Source organism: Methylobacterium sp. WL116 (assembly GCF_008039455.1).
GTDB lineage: Bacteria > Pseudomonadota > Alphaproteobacteria > Rhizobiales > Beijerinckiaceae > Methylobacterium.
Genome location: NZ_VRUV01000058.1, coordinates 1 through 14,925 on the forward strand (window position 1 = coordinate 1; position 14,925 = coordinate 14,925).

12 protein-coding genes are annotated in these 14,925 nt (G+C 69.7%); 1 reads left to right on the forward strand and 11 read right to left on the reverse strand.

Going from position 1 to position 14,925, the window contains the following annotated elements; all coding sequences use genetic code 11:
* Positions 1 to 92 precede the first annotated feature (92 nt).
* Positions 93 to 1,823, reverse strand: coding sequence for a dihydroxy-acid dehydratase (gene ilvD, locus FV223_RS07470; protein WP_147726211.1), 1,731 nt, complete (start codon positions 1,821 to 1,823; stop codon positions 93 to 95).
* 599 nt (positions 1,824 to 2,422) lie between these two features.
* On the opposite strand from ilvD, the gene FV223_RS07475 reads away from it, so the two are divergent.
* Complete coding sequence (locus FV223_RS07475; protein ID WP_147726212.1) at positions 2,423 to 2,950, forward strand: hypothetical protein; 528 nt, start codon at positions 2,423 to 2,425, stop codon at positions 2,948 to 2,950.
* Between the two features lie 10 nt (positions 2,951 to 2,960).
* Here the strand turns inward: FV223_RS07475 and eutC are convergent, their stop codons facing one another.
* The 10 genes from eutC to lepA form a co-directional block, all read right to left on the reverse strand.
* Positions 2,961 to 3,737, reverse strand: coding sequence for an ethanolamine ammonia-lyase subunit EutC (gene eutC / locus FV223_RS07480; protein ID WP_147726213.1), 777 nt, complete (start codon positions 3,735 to 3,737; stop codon positions 2,961 to 2,963).
* Complete coding sequence (locus tag FV223_RS07485; protein ID WP_147726214.1) at positions 3,734 to 5,116, reverse strand: ethanolamine ammonia-lyase subunit EutB; 1,383 nt, start codon at positions 5,114 to 5,116, stop codon at positions 3,734 to 3,736. Before FV223_RS07485 ends, eutC begins: the two co-directional genes overlap by 4 nt.
* An 81-nt stretch (positions 5,117 to 5,197) precedes the next feature.
* The gene (locus FV223_RS07490) at positions 5,198 to 6,058 is read right to left on the reverse strand and encodes a transglutaminase family protein (protein ID WP_147726215.1); all 861 of its coding nucleotides are present in this window, start codon (positions 6,056 to 6,058) and stop codon (positions 5,198 to 5,200) included.
* Between the two features lie 85 nt (positions 6,059 to 6,143).
* Positions 6,144 to 6,758 carry an LUD domain-containing protein gene (locus FV223_RS07495; RefSeq protein ID WP_187274757.1) on the reverse strand — a complete coding sequence of 205 codons (615 nt, stop codon included), beginning with the start codon at positions 6,756 to 6,758 and terminating at the stop codon, positions 6,144 to 6,146.
* Positions 6,755 to 8,338 (reverse strand): lactate utilization protein B, encoded by a 1,584-nt coding sequence (locus FV223_RS07500; protein WP_147726216.1) that lies wholly within the window; start codon positions 8,336 to 8,338, stop codon positions 6,755 to 6,757. The genes FV223_RS07495 and FV223_RS07500 overlap by 4 nt, the downstream gene beginning before the upstream one ends.
* Entirely contained in the window at positions 8,335 to 9,078 is a 744-nt protein-coding gene (locus FV223_RS07505; protein WP_147726217.1) for a (Fe-S)-binding protein, read from the reverse strand. The genes FV223_RS07500 and FV223_RS07505 overlap by 4 nt, the downstream gene beginning before the upstream one ends.
* Before the next feature lie 62 nt (positions 9,079 to 9,140).
* The gene (locus tag FV223_RS07510; protein WP_147726218.1) at positions 9,141 to 10,160 is read right to left on the reverse strand and encodes an NADP-dependent oxidoreductase; all 1,020 of its coding nucleotides are present in this window, start codon (positions 10,158 to 10,160) and stop codon (positions 9,141 to 9,143) included.
* A gap of 72 nt (positions 10,161 to 10,232) precedes the next feature.
* Positions 10,233 to 11,966 (reverse strand): ubiquinone-dependent pyruvate dehydrogenase, encoded by a 1,734-nt coding sequence (gene poxB / locus FV223_RS07515; protein ID WP_147726219.1) that lies wholly within the window; start codon positions 11,964 to 11,966, stop codon positions 10,233 to 10,235.
* Between the two features lie 80 nt (positions 11,967 to 12,046).
* Entirely contained in the window at positions 12,047 to 12,646 is a 600-nt protein-coding gene (locus tag FV223_RS07520) for a cysteine hydrolase family protein (RefSeq protein ID WP_147726220.1), read from the reverse strand.
* A gap of 61 nt (positions 12,647 to 12,707) precedes the next feature.
* Entirely contained in the window at positions 12,708 to 14,513 is a 1,806-nt protein-coding gene (gene lepA, locus FV223_RS07525) for a translation elongation factor 4 (protein WP_147726221.1), read from the reverse strand.
* Between the last annotated feature and the right edge of the window lie 412 nt (positions 14,514 to 14,925).

Sequence of the window (14,925 nt, forward strand, 5' to 3'; positions counted from 1 at the left end):
CCGTCGCGGCGAGCGCGAGGCCGCGCAGGTGCACGTTCAGCCCGCCGCGGGACCGACGGGGATCGGCCCGGTCCGGCCGGTCGCGGTCGGTCCTAGACGTCCGCATAGCTCTGGATCTCCTCGGCGCCGCCCGGATGGGTCACGGCGCCGTTCACGGCGGGTCCGACGGTCTGCGCGTACTTCCAGAGGTAGCCGGAGGTCGCGGAATTGGTCCGCGGCGTCCACGCCTTGCGGCGCGCGTCGAGCTCGGCGTCGGAGAGCGCCACGTCGAGGGTGCCCTTAATCGCGTCGAGCGTGATCATGTCGCCGTCGCGCAGCAGGCCGATCGGCCCGCCCACCGCCGCCTCGGGCCCGACATGGCCGACGCAGAAGCCGCGGGTGGCGCCGGAGAAGCGCCCGTCGGTGATGAGGGCGACCTTGTCGCCCATGCCCTGGCCGTAGAGCGCGGCGGTGGTGGACAGCATCTCGCGCATGCCGGGGCCGCCCTTCGGGCCCTCGTAGCGGATCACCAGGACCTCGCCCTCCTTGTAGGTGCGCTTCTGGACGGCCTCGAAGCAGGCCTCCTCGCCGTCGAACACCCGCGCCGGGCCGGTGAAGACCTGCTTGTCCAGCGGCATGCCGGCGACCTTCACGATCGCGCCCTCGGTGGCGAGGTTGCCCTTGAGGCCGACGACGCCGCCGGTCGGGGTGATCGGGCTGCCGGCCGAGCGGACCACGTCCTGGTCCGGGTTCCAGCGGACGTGCTCCATGTTCTCGGCGATGGTGCGGCCGGTCACCGTCATGCAGTCGCCGTGGATGAAGCCGTGGTCGAGCAGGGTCTTGATCAGGAGCGGGATGCCGCCGACCTCGAACATGTCCTTGGCGACGTAGCGGCCGCCCGGCTTCAGGTCGGCGACGTAGGGCGTGCGCCGGAAGATCTCGGCGACGTCGAACAGGTCGAACTTGATCCCGCACTCGTGCGCGATCGCCGGCAGGTGGAGCGCGGCGTTGGTCGAGCCGCCCGAGGCCGCCACCGCGGCGGCGGCGTTCTCCAGGGACTTGCGGGTGACGATGTCGCGCGGGCGGATGTTCTTGGCCAGCAGCTCCATCACCTTCTCGCCGGCGGTGGCGCAGAACTGGTCGCGGATCTCGTAAGGCGCCGGCGCGCCGGCCGAGTAGGGCAGCGCAAGGCCGATCGCCTCGGAAACGGTGGCCATGGTGTTGGCGGTGAACTGCGCGCCGCAGGCGCCGGCCGAGGGGCAGGCGACCTGCTCGAGCTCGTCGAGGTCGTCGAGGCTCATGTCGCCGACGGCGACCTTGCCGACCGCCTCGAACAGGTCCTGCACGGTGACCGGGCGGCCGCGGAACGAGCCCGGCAGGATCGAGCCGCCGTAGATGAAGATCGACGGCACGTTGAGACGCACCATCGCCATCATCATGCCCGGCAGCGACTTGTCGCAGCCGGCGAGGCCGACCAGGGCGTCGTAGGCGTGGCCGCGCATGGTCAGCTCGACGGAATCGGCGATGACCTCGCGCGACGGCAGCGAGGCGCGCATGCCGGCGTGCCCCATGGCGATGCCGTCGGTGACGGTGATGGTGCAGAACTCGCGCGGGGTGCCGTGGGCGGCCGCGACGCCCTTCTTCACCGCCTGCGCCTGGCGCATCAGCGAGATGTTGCACGGAGCGGCCTCGTTCCAGCACGACGCCACGCCGACGAGCGGCTGGTGGATCTGCTGCTTGGTCAGGCCCATCGCATAGAGATACGAGCGGTGCGGCGCGCGGTCGGCCCCCTCCGTGACGTGGCGGCTCGGCAGCTTCGACTTGTCGTTCGTAGGCGCGTCCATGACCTGTCCCGCACCCCCGGGTCCGCTACGCATCGGCCGATCCCCGGCAGGGTGCGAACGACCGTCCCGCAGCGTCGACCGACGTTGCGCGAGGAGGCTCGACCACGCTCTTGGAATCGCTCGCAACCGAGCGGTAACCGGTTGGGGGAAAAGCCGTTTACCGCGGATGCTGAGGTGGTCCCGGTTTATGGCGGGATCGCGGCGGTTGAAGGCAGGTCTCGGGGCAAACCCGGGATGCTTTCGCGGTGTTGCGACCCCGCCACAGCCGCGTTTGGCTTGCTCGGCGCCCAGATATTCAGACGTGCGGGCCGGTGATCGTTCTGGACACGTGAGCGGTCGGCACTGCGTATGCTCGCATTGACGACGCATCTGTGCGAGCCATGGCCGAAGACGAAAGACGACCCTTGCGCGGAGGGCGGATGTTCACCCGCGATCCCTGGTTCGGCTTGCGAAGCCGACCACGGTTCGACGAGTTTCGACGATGGTGGCACCGCGAAAAAGCGAGGGCTGGGCTCGGCGATTTGACGACGCGGCGGGAGGCGGAGGATACTTACGCGGACTGGGCCAGTTCACATCCGCCGAAGGAGCGGTCGTAACGCATGGTCTCAAACACGCTCGTTCTGCCCCGGCAGTCTTCCGTCGCGGATGCCGCAGGCTCCGGTGATGAGGAAGCCTTGGTAGCCACGCTCGAAGACCTGAAGGGCCACGCGCCCTCCCCCGACGCCTTGAGGGACGTGGCGGAGATCCTGCAGTCCACACGATCCCGCCGCGTGCGGAATACGGCTGCGTTGGCGCTGGCGGACTGCGGTCTTGCGGAGATGTCCGAGCCCATCGTCACGACCTTGCGGGACGAACGGGTCGCCGGAGAAGCGGGAACGCTTCTGTTCGCTCTCAGCGAGCTGGGCGGCACCCTGCCGCTTGACTTGGCCGCTCGGCTGATCGCGAAGGGATCGTACGAAGCGCGTGCCGAAACGCTGATCTTCTTCGAGCTTGGCCGCGTCGATCGCGCCGACGAGGAAACGTACCGATCGGCGAAAGCCGCGTTGGCGGCCTTATTGACCTCCGAGAACGCTGAAGTCGCAGAAGCGGCGGATCTTGCCCTTTGCCTGCTGGATGCAACCGCCTGACGGGTATCGCTTACACGTCGATCATGTTCGCTTCTTGAGCCGCGGCGAGCGCGGCGTCGCTCTCGTCCTTCAGGGACACGCCGGTCAGCCCGCGGGCGAAGGCCTGGGTCAGGAGCCAGTCGAGCTTGAACGCGGCGAGCGGGTGCGAGAGCCCGGCGGGGCGGACGTTCGAGATGCAGTTGCGCTCGGCGTCCGAGCGGCCGGGGCGCGGCGCGAAGGTGAGGTAGATCCCGAGGCTGTCGGGCGAGGACAGGCCGGGACGCTCGCCGATCAGCACAGCCACCGCGCGGGCCTTGAGGGCGCTGCCGACGGCGTCGCTGAGCGCGACGCGGGCCTGCGTTGCGACGACCACCGGCGCGAGCCGCCAGCCGGCCCGGTCGGCATGCGGCTTGAAGGCCGCAAGGAAACCGGCCGCGCCCTCGTGCACGGCACGGGCCGACAACCCGTCGGCGACGACGATCGCGAGATCGATTGGATCGCCGGCGGCCTGCTCGAGGGCCTGGCGGCCCTCCTCCGCCAAGGCGCGCCCGAGGTCGGGCCGGCGCAGGTAGGTCGCGCGGTCGGCCGCCCGCGAGGCGACCCGGAGCGTCGCGAAACCCAACGCCGCGATCGCCCGTGCGATCGCATCGGCATCCATCGGCGCGTGCACGGCGTCGCGGGCCTGGGCGTGGGCGAGGCCGAAGCGCAAGACCTCGCGGGTCGGCAAGCCGCTCCCGGCCCGCCCGAGGCCGATCCGGGCGGGCGTCAGCCCGGCGAGCCGCGCCCAGACCTTTGCGTCCTCGCTCATGCGGCGAGCCCCGAGGCGTCGGCGAGCAGCGGCGATCCCGGCTCGGCGGGCAGCAGCGTGCCATGATCGTCCGTCATCCCGAGGGCGTGCAGCCACGCCTCGAACTCGGGGGCGCGCTTGAGGCCCAGAACCTCGCGGACGTAGAGGGAGTCGTGGAACGAGGTGGATTGGTAGTTCAGCATCACGTCGTCGGCGCCGGGCACGCCCATCACGTAGGTGCAGCCGGCCGCCCCCAGCAGCGTCAGCAGCACGTCCATGTCGTTCTGGTCGGCCTCGGCGTGGTTGGTGTAGCAGACGTCCACGCCGAGCGGGACGCCCATCAGCTTGCCGCAGAAGTGGTCCTCGAGCCCGGCGCGGATGATCTCCTTGCCGTCGTAGAGGTATTCCGGCCCGATGAAGCCGACGACGGTGTTGACGAGAAGCGGCCGGAACGGGCGCGCCACCGCGTAGGCCCGCGCCTCCAGCGTCTGCTGGTCGATGCCGTGATGGGCGTTCGCGGACAGCGCCGAGCCCTGCCCGGTCTCGAAGTACATGCCGTTGTCGCCGACCGTCCCGCGCTTCAGCGCCAGCATCGCCTCGTGCGCCTCCTTCAGGATCGCCAGCGTGACGCCGAACCCGGCATTGGCGCCCTGCGTGCCGGCGATCGACTGGAACACGAGGTCGACCGGCAGCCCACGGTTCATCGCCTCGAGGGTGGTGGTGACGTGGGTCAGCACGCAGCCCTGCGTCGGGATCGCATGGCGCTGGATGATCGCGTCGAGGAGGTGGAGGAGCTTGCCCAGCGCGGCCACCGAGTCCGAGGCCGGGTTGATGCCGATCACCGCGTCGCCGCAGCCGTAGGACAACCCGTCGAGGATCGCCGCCGTGATCCCGGCGGGATCGTCGGTCGGGTGGTTCGGTTGCAGCCGCACGGCCATCGTGCCGGGCAGGCCGATGGTGTTGCGGAACCGGGTCACCACCCGGCACTTCCGGGCGATCAGGATCAGGTCCTGATTGCGCGAGATCTTCGAGACCGCCGCCGCCATCTCCGGCGTGATCCCGGGCGCGATCCGCGCAAGCGTCTCGCTGGTCGCGACAAGCAGGAATTCGCGAAAGTCGCCGACGGTGAGGTGCGCGATCTCGGCGAACGCCGCCGCATCGTGGCCGTCGAGGATCAGCCGGGTGACATCGTCGTCCTCGTAGGCGATCAGGGGCTTGGCCAGGATCTCGCGCAGCGGCACGTCAGCGAGGCACCAGCGTGCGGCCGCCCCCTCCTCCGCCGATTCCGCGGCGAGCCCCGCGAGCCGGTCGCCGGAGCGGACCGGCGTCGCCTTCGCCATCAGCTCGGCGAGGTCGGCGAACGCCCAGCTGCGCGGGCCGACGACGTGGCGGTAGGCCATGGGAGTCCTTTATCGAACCAGCGGCAGGCCCTCTCCGCGAGGGAAAAAGAAGCATATGCCCTCCGTGTTCGATGGCGAACCCTACGCCGCGCCCGCATGCGGCGCCGGCACCTCCGTTGAGATCGCGTCGACCGTGCGCTGGGGCGGGCTGCCGAGGCCGTCCGAGCGCGTGATGCGGATCTGCTGGTTGACCGGCTGCATGTTGCCGTAGGGCGTCGAGAACGCGATCTCGGCGGCATCCCGGCCGACGCCGATGCGCACCAGGCCGTCGAGATCGGCCTGGCGGGTCGCGTCGAACAGCCACCAGCGCCCGTCGAGATAGGCCTCGAACACCGCGTGGAAGTCGCTCGGCACCAGGCCGTGCGCGTAGCAGGACACGAAGCGGGCGGGGATGCCCAGCGCGCGGCAGAAGGCGGTGCCGATATGCGCGAAGTCGCGGCACACGCCCGCGCGCTTGAGCAGGCTCTCGTCGGCGGTGGTCTCGCCGTCGCTGGTGCCCGGCTTGTAGGTCATGTGGTCGTGGATCCAGTTGCAGATCTGGTTGACCCGTTGATGCCCCTTCGGCAGCGCGCCGAACTCGGCCTGGGCGAACGGCGTCAGCCGATCGGACGAGACGAAGCGGCTCGGCAGCAGGAACGGCAGGATGTCGAGCGGCAGCGCCGAGATCGGCGTCTCGTTGATCGTCGCCGGGTCGGCCCGGTGGACGGTGAGCTCGACCTCGGCGTTGTATTCCAGCGCGAATTGGCCCATCGGCACGTTGACGCCGAGGTAACGGTTGAGCAGATCGGGCGTCGTGTAGATGTCGCGCTTCAGGTTCCGCGTCAGCACGAGGGATTCGCTGAGAATCTCAAGGCTTCGCAGGCGCGCGACCTCCAGGTTGAAGATGAAGGTCGTGTCCGAAAGGATGTTGTAGGACAGGCTGCAGCCGAGAGTGTAGCGCATCGGGCCTCCGTAGCGTTGCCGAGGGTCTAGCCCAAGCAAGGAGCACGCCCGTTCCGAGGTTCCCCGAGCTCGACGGCGCGATCGATCAGGCGGCCCGAACGTCGCCGCGCGGCAACAGGACGACGGTCAGCGAGCGCACGCCCTGCGCCCCGTGGATCAATACGCCCTCGATGTCGGCGGTGGCGGAGGGGCCGGTGTGCAGGACGGCGTAGGCCGCCCCGGCGAAGTCCGGCCGCTTGTAGGCCGCCTGGACGTTGACGACGATGTCGGCGGGGTCGAGCAGCACCACGAGGTGCTGGGCGAGGTAGGCCACCGCGTTCACCACCAGCTCGGCCTCGGTGAACAACACCGATCCGGTCTCGGCGATGCCGAAGCGGGCGCGCACGATCGCGACGTCGACGTCGTCGACCGCCTGCGGCCGGGTGACGGCGGAAAGGTCGCGGTTGCCGGCATGTTCCGGCACGGCGGAAGCGACGACCTTCGCCGCGTCCAGGCGCTCGCGCACGTGGCCGAGCGGATCGCCGGCGGGGCCGGCCTCGACCACGCGCCCGCCCATGCGCTTCAGTGCCTCGGTGAAGGCCGCGACGTGGTCGTCGGCGACCAGCGGGGCGAAGACCGGGACCTGCGGCAGCGGGTGGTCGCCGGCCGGCCGGTTCCGGCGGATCGCGGCCAGCGTCGCCGCGCGGGTGCCGGCGCTCACGACACGTCCTTCTTCGCCGCGCCGGCCATGCGGTTCTGCTTGTACCAGGCGTGGAAGCTCTGCTTCGGGGCGTCGGGCATCTCGCGCTTCTTCCCCCAGGTGTTGAGCGGGTTGTAGACGGCGAAGCGCGGCAGCGCGCGCAGCGCCGAATCCGCCGTGCCGATCGCCGCGCGGTAGGCGGCCGGGCGGCTCAGCACGGCGCCGGCCGCCTTCATCATGCCCTGCTTCAGGAGCGGGATCTGGTGCTCCTCGGCCAGCACCTTGCGCCAGGCGAAGATCTGCTCATGGATGTTGATCTTCACCGGGCAGACGTTGGTGCAGGAGCCGTTCATCGTCGAGGAGAACGGCAGCGTCGAGTATTTCCGCTTGTTGAAGGTCGGGTCGATGATCAGGCCGATCGGCCCGGCATAGGTCGCCCCGTAGGAGAGCCCGCCCGAGCGGCGGTAGACCGGGCAGGTGTTCATGCAGGCGCCGCAGCGGATGCATTTCAGCGAGGTCCAGAACTCCTCCATGCCGAGGCGCTCGGAGCGGCCGTTGTCGACCAACACGTAGTGCATCTCGGTGCCCGGCCGCGGCCCGCGGAAATGCGAGGTGTACTGGGTGATCGGCGAGCCGAGCGCCGAGCGCGACAGCAGGCGGATGAAGACGCCGAGATCCTCGATGCGCGGAATGATCTTCTCGATGCCGATCGAGTGGATCTGCAGCGGCGGCACGTTGCCGGAGAGGTCGGCGTTGCCCTCGTTGGTGCAGGTGACGACCGTGCCGGTCTCGGCGATGGCGAAGTTGCAGCCGGTCATCCCGGCATCGGCGTTGAGGATGTAGGGGCGCGTGGTCTCGCGCTGGCTCTCGGCGAGGTAGTGTGCGTCGTCGTTGTCCGGGTCGGTGCCCAGCGTCTTCGCGAAGACCTCGGCGACGTCCATCCGGGTCTTGTGGACGGCCGGCGCCACGATGTGGCTCGGCTCCTCGTTGTCGAGCTGCTGGATGCGCTCGCCGAGATCGGTCTCGATGATCTCGATCCCGCTGGCCGCCATGTGGTGCCGGAAGCCGCACTCCTCGGTGAGCATCGACTTCGACTTCACCAGCGTCCTCGCGCCGTGGCTGCGGAGGATCTCGAGCACGATGCGGTTGTGGTCGGCCCCGTCCGCGGCCCAGTGGACGTGGACGCCGTTGGCCTTCGCCGCCGCCTCGAACTGCTCGAGATAGGTATCGAGGCGGCTCAGCGTGTGCGCCTTGATGCTCGAGGCGATCTCGCGAAGCTCCTCCCATTCGGGGATGCCGTGGGCCGAGACGTCGCGCTTCTTGCGCAGGTCCCACAGGCGCTCGTCGTGCGCCGCCTGATGCAGCGGCGCGGCGAGGAAGCGCTCGGCGGCCTCGCCCTGGTCGATCGGCCGGTTGCCGCGGATCTTGGCCCCGCGCGGCTGCGGCTCGCGCGTCTTCGGCGCGGCGATCGGCTTCGAGGCCGCCTCGGCGTGCTGGAGGCGGCCGCCGTCCTGGTGGCGCTCGCTCTCGTCGACGGGCGCGCGGACCTCGGGATGGATCATGCCGCCGGTCTCGCGGGGCGTGAGATCTTCGATGCTCATGCGGCGGCTCCGTTGAGGACCTGCGCGATGTGGATGTACTTCAGCGGCACGCCGAGGCGCTCGGCGCAGCCCTTCTGATGCATCATGCACGAGGAATCGGCCGAGACGACGTAGGCCGCCCCGGCGCGCGCCTGATCGGTCACCTTGTCGTAGCCCATCTTGGCGGAGACCGCCGGCTCGAACACCGAGAAGGTGCCGCCGAAGCCGCAGCACTCGTCGGGCCGCGTCAGCGACACGATCTCGATGCCCTTCACCTTGGAGAGCAGGTCGAGCGGCTTCGAGTAGGGCGGCGCGACGATCTCGGAGGGCCGGGCGTGGTGGATGCCGCGCAGGGCATTGCAGTTCGAGTGGTAGGCGACCTTGTGCGGGAACGACGCCCAGGGGAACTCCTCGATCTTCAGCACGTCGTGCAGGAACTCGACCAGCTCGAAGGTCTTGCGCCGCACGCCGACCACCTCCTCCGTCTGCGGGATCGCGGTGAGGTGCTCGCGGACCTGGTGCACGCAGCTGCCCGAGGGCGCGACGACGTAATCGAACGGGGCGAAGTTCTTGACGAACAGGGCTTCCGTGGCGGCGGCCTCCGCGTGGCAGCCGGTGTTGGTCATCGGCTGGCCGCAGCAGGTCTGGTCGAACGGGTACGCCACGTCGAGCCCGAGTCGCTCCAGCAGTTCGAGCGTGGCGATGCCGACCTCCGGCTCGAAGGCGTCGACGTAACAGGGGACGAACAGTCCGATCCGCATGTTCCTGCCATCTTCCTCGGCCGATTCCCCCGGCCGTCCGCGTCGGCCGCTCGCCGACGCCCTCAGGCGCCGACCTCGACCAGCAGCTTGCCGAAGTTGCCGCCGGTGTAGAGGCTGTCGAGGTGCTCGAGCGCCCGCTCGAGGCCCGGCCGGACGTCCTGCCGGGTCTTGATCCGGCCTTCCGCCATCCAGCCGCCGAGCGCCTGCACCGCCTCGTCCCAGCGCGCGGCGTAGTCGGTGACGATGAAGCCCTGCACCGTGAGCCGGCGCATCAGCATCTGCCGCCACGCCGCGGACGCCGCCGGCCCCGGGCGCTCCGCGGTGTCGTTGTAGGAGGCGATCAGGCCGCACAGCGGCATCCGCCCGAAAAGGCGCATCCGGGCGAACACCGCGTCTGAGACCGCCCCGCCGACCTGCTCGAAGTTGATGTCGACGCCGTCGGGCGCCAGCGCGTCGAGGCGGGCGCCGACATCCTCGCTGCGGTAGTCGATCGCCGCGTCGAACCCGAGCTCGTCGACGACGAACCGGCACTTCTCCGGGCCGCCGGCGATGCCGATCACCCGGCAGCCCTTGATCTTGCCGATCTGCCCGACGATCTGGCCGACGCCGCCGGCGGCGGCCGAGACCACCAGGGTCTCGCCGGCCTTGGGGCGGCCGATGTCGAGCAGGCCAAAATACGCCGTCGGGCCGACGAGGCCGAACACGCCGAAGCCCACCGAGAGCGGCACGCCCGGCGGCAGGGCGAGGGGCTGCAGGCCCTGGCCGTCGGTGACCATGTGGTCGGCCCAGGCGCCCATCCCGGCATAGAGCGCGCCGACCTCGACCCCGTCCTTCCGGCTCTCGACCACCCGGCCGGCGACGAGGCCCCGCATCGGCTCGCCGAGGCCGACCGGCGGCATGTACTGTTCGGCGTCGCTCATCCAGATCCGGTTCGTCGGATCGAGCGACAGGTACAGGACCTGCAGCAGGAACTGCCCGGGCTGCAGCTCGGGCAGCGCCTCCGAGCCGTAGGCGAGGTCGCCCTCGGCGATCGTGCCGACGGGGCGGCGCGCGAGGCGCCAGATGTTCCGCTGCCGGGCCATGCGCGCCCTCCCGTATGTCTCGAACGCGCCATGCGCGCGCCGCGGCGCGCCCTGGAACGATTTCAATCCGGTCTATCGAATCAGGTTGGTCTTGGCGAGGTCGAGGACCGCGTCACCGCGTCCGCTCATCACCGCGCGCAGCATGTAGAGGCTGAAGCCCTTGACCTGCTGCCCGTCGATCTTGGGCGGGATCGACAGCTCGTTGCGCGCCACCGCCACGTCGAGCAGCGACGGGCCGTCGAAGGCCAGGAACTCGCGGATCGCGCCTTTTAGTTCGCCCGGATCCTCGACGCGGATCGCGAAGATGCCGGCCGCCCGCGACATCGCGGCAAAGTCGGGGTTGTCCAGCGCGACGCCGGTCTCGAGGTAGCCCGCGGCCTTCATCTCCATCTCGACGAAGCCGAGCGAGCCGTTGTTGAACACCACCACCTTCAGCGGCAGCCGATGCTGGCGCAGCGTCAGGAAGTCGCCCATCAGCATGCTGAAGCCGCCGTCGCCGCACAGCGCGATCACCTCGCGCCGGGGCGAGGCGGCCTGGACGCCGATACCCTGCACCATGGCGTTGGCCATCGAGCCGTGCACCCAGGAGCCGATGAGGCGGCGCCGGCCGTTCATCTTGAGGTAGCGCGCCGCCCAGATCGTCGGGGTGCCGACGTCGGCGGTGAAGACCGCGTCGTCGGCGGCCGCCTCGCTTAAGAGACGGGTGAGGTGCTGCGGGTGGATCGGCTTGCGCCCGGGCTTGCCCTCCGCCAGCTCGTCGAGGCCGGCGCGCGCCTTGGCGTAGTGCTTGAGGCTGCCGTCGAGCCAGGCGCGGTCGGTCTTGACCGCAAGCTTCGGCAGCAGCGCCTGGATCGTGGCGCCGACGTCGCCGACGAGGCCGAGGTCGAGCCGGCAGCGGCGCCCGAGCTCCTCCGGGCGCAGGTCCACCTGCGCCACCTTCGCGTCGGCCGGGTAGAACTGCTTGTAGGGAAAGCCGGTGCCGAGCATCAGCAGGGTCTCGCAGCCGTGCATGGCCGCGTAGCCGGACGAGAACCCGATCAGCCCGGTCATGCCGACGTCGTAGGGGTTGTCGTACTCGACGTATTCCTTGCCGCCGAGCGCGTGGACGATCGGGCTCTTCAGGGCCTCGGCCAGCTGCAGCAGCTCGGCATGCGCGCCCGCGCAGCCTCGCCCGCAGAGCAGCGTGATCTTCTTCGCGCCGTTGAGGAGCGCGGCGAGCGCGTCCAGGTCGGCCTCGGCCGGCCGCACCACGGGCTTCGGGGGCACGAGGCCGGCCTTTGTCGCGACCGCGCGGGCCGGCGCGTCCTTGAGCGCGACGTCGCCGGGGATGACGACGACCGCGACGCCGCGCTGCCCGATCGCGGCGCGCATCGCGTTCTCCAGCACGTAGGGAAGCTGGGCGGGGTCGGAGACCTGCTCGCAGTAGTGGCTGCAGCCGCGGAACAGCTCGGTCGGGTGCGTCTCCTGGAAGTAGCCCGAGCCGATCTCGGCCGACGGGATGTGCGCCACGATCGCCAGGACGGGCGTGCGCGAGCGGTGGCAATCGTAGAGGCCGTTGATGAGGTGGACGTGGCCGGGGCCGCACGAGCCGGCGCAGACCGCGAGTTCGCCGGTGATCTGGCTCTCGGCGCCGGCCGCGAAGGCCCCGGATTCCTCGTGGCGGACGTGGATCCACGCGATCACGCCGCGGGCCCGGATCGCTTCGGTGATCGCGTTCAGGCTGTCGCCGACGACCCCGTAGATGCGCCGGACGCCGGCTTCCTGCAGGGTCTCGACGACGTGGTCGGCGACGGTGGTGATCCGCATCGGTTCGGCTCCGGTTTTCGGAGGGCGAACCTTTTGCGGTGCAGCGCGGTTCCGGCTCGTGGATCGGGGCCGGTGACGGCTCAATCGCCGATGTCGCTCACGCGCGGCGCCACGACGGCGAAGAGATCGGCGAGCGCGGCGAGGCTCGCGGCCTGCACCGCGGCCGCCGCCACCACGGATCCGTCGGGTGCCGGCAGGTCGCGGGTGGCTGTGGTCGACGCGACCACCGTCGGCTTGAAGCCGAGGCTGAAGGCGGCGCGCGCCGTGGAGTTGACGCACATATGCGTCATGAAGCCAGCGACGATCAGGTCTGTGACACCGAGCGCTTTCAACCGCGCTTCGAGATCAGTGCCGACGAAGGCGCTCGGATAGGCCTTCGTGACGATCGCCTCGTCACCCTCGGGCGCGACCGGGTCGGCGAACTGTCCGATCGGCGCAGTCAGGTCGTAGGGCGAGCCCGGCCCGGCATCGTGCCGAACGTGGATGATCGGAATGCCGGCGCCCCGCGCCCGCGCGAGCAGCCCCCTCGCCTCCGCGATGGCGGGCTCGACGTTCTCGAGGCGCATCACGCCATCCAGATAGGTGTTTTGAAGGTCGATCATCAGCAGGGCCGAACCCGCGAGGCCCGCCGGCTCAGCGCCGAGACCAGACAGACCGCGCAACGTCTTGAGATCGGTCACCGCGCGTCTCCCGCCTCGATCGGTCTGCCGCTTTCAGCGCTGAAGCGTAGGGCCGAAAAGCTCAATCGTCCATCTTCAGCGCGGCGATGAACGCCTCCTGCGGGATCTCGACGCGCCCGAACTGGCGCATCTTCTTCTTGCCTTCCTTCTGCTTGTCCAGGAGCTTGCGCTTGCGCGAGATGTCGCCGCCGTAGCACTTGGCGGTCACGTCCTTGGACAGCGCCTTGATGGTCTCGCGGGCGATGATCTTGCCGCCGAGCGCCGCCTGGACCGGGATCTGGAACAGGTGGCGCGGGATCAGGTCCTTCAGCTTCTCGCACATGGCGCGGCCGCGATGCTCGGCGCGGGAGCGGTGGACCAGCATCGAGAGGGCGTCGACCGGCTCGGCGTTGACGAGGATCGACATCTTGACGAGGTCGCCCTCGCGATAATCGGAGATGTGGTAGTCGAACGACGCGTAGCCCTTCGAGATCGACTTGAGGCGGTCGTAGAAGTCGAACACCACCTCGTTCAGCGGCAGGTCGTAGACGACCATGGCGCGCTTGCCCACGTAGTTGAGGTCGACCTGCGTGCCGCGCCGGTCCTGGCACAGCTTGAGCACGCCGCCGAGGTAGTCGTCCGGCGTGAGGATGGTGGCGCGGATCCACGGCTCCTCGATCGCCGTGATCTTCATCACGTCGGGCATGTCGGCCGGGTTGTGCAGCTCCTTCACCGTGCCGTCGGTCATCTGAAGGTGGTAGACGACGGAGGGCGCGGTCGAGATCAGGTCGAGATTGAACTCGCGCTCCAGGCGCTCCTGGATGATCTCGAGGTGCAGGAGCCCGAGGAAGCCGCAGCGGAAGCCGAAGCCGAGCGCGGCGGAGGTCTCCATCTCGTAGGAGAACGACGCGTCGTTGAGCCGGAGCTTGCTCATGGCGCTGCGCAGGGTCTCGAACTCGGCCGCGTCGACGGGGAACAGCCCGCAGAACACCACCGACTGCACGTCCTTGAAGCCCGGCAGCATCTCCTTGCACGGGCGCTTGTCCTCCGTGAGCGTGTCGCCGACGCGGGTGTCGGCGACCTCCTTGATCGAGCCGGTGAAGAAGCCGACCTCGCCCGGCCCGAGCTCGCCGATGTCGGCCATCTTCGGCCGAAACACGCCGATCTTGTCGACGCCGTGCACCGCGTCGGCCCGCATCATGCGGATGTTCATGCCCTTCTTGAGCACGCCGTCGACGATGCGCACCAGCACGACGACGCCGAGGTAGACGTCGTACCAGCTGTCCACCAGCAGCGCCTTGAGGGGCGCGTCGCGGTCGCCCTTGGGCGGCGGCAGGCGCTTGACGATGGCCTCCAGCACCGCCTCGATGTTGAGGCCGCTCTTGGCCGAGATCGCGACCGCTTCCGAGGCGTCGATGCCGATCACCTCCTCGATCTGCGCGCGGATGCGCTCCGGCTCGGCGGCCGGCAGGTCGATCTTGTTGAGGACCGGGACGATCTCGTGGTTGGCGTCGAGCGCCTGGTAGACGTTGGCCAGCGTCTGCGCCTCGACGCCTTGGCTCGCATCCACCACCAGCAGCGAGCCCTCGCAGGCGGCGAGCGAGCGCGAGACCTCGTAGGCGAAGTCGACGTGGCCGGGCGTGTCCATCAGGTTAAGGACGTAGTTCTTCCCGTCCTCGGCCTTGTATTCCAGGCGCACGGTCTGCGCCTTGATGGTGATGCCGCGCTCCTTCTCGATGTCCATCGAGTCGAGCATCTGCTCGCTCATGTCGCGCAGCGCCACGGTGCCCGTCGTCTGGATCAGGCGGTCGGCGAGCGTCGACTTGCCGTGGTCGATATGCGCGACGATCGAGAAGTTGCGGATGTTGTCGATCGGCGTAGTCGTCATCGATGCGGATCTCCGGCGCGCGTGCGGCCGGCCGAAGGGCCATCGCTGCGCGCCGTCTGATGTGAGGAGGCGGTGTCGGTCGCCCGCGGGATAGCAGCCGCGGGGGAGAGCGCCAAGCGCGGGCGTCGTCGCGGGGCGAAAGAGGGCGTGCAGACCCGCTCAGCGCCGCGCTCCGCGCCTCGGCCCTTCGGTTTCCGCACGTTCCGCCCTATCTAGAGAGCTTCCCTCCGCGCAATCCCGTGCCTTGGGCTACGAAGCGGAAGGCCCCCGAATGGCTCGCACTCCCCCCAACGGGCGCTCGCCCAGCATCTCGATGTCGGACTTCAACGCGCGGGTGAAGCGCGTGTTGGAAGGCAACGAGGAAGTCACCCGCGGCGCGCCGCGCGCGACGCCCGCGCTTGGCGCTCTCCCC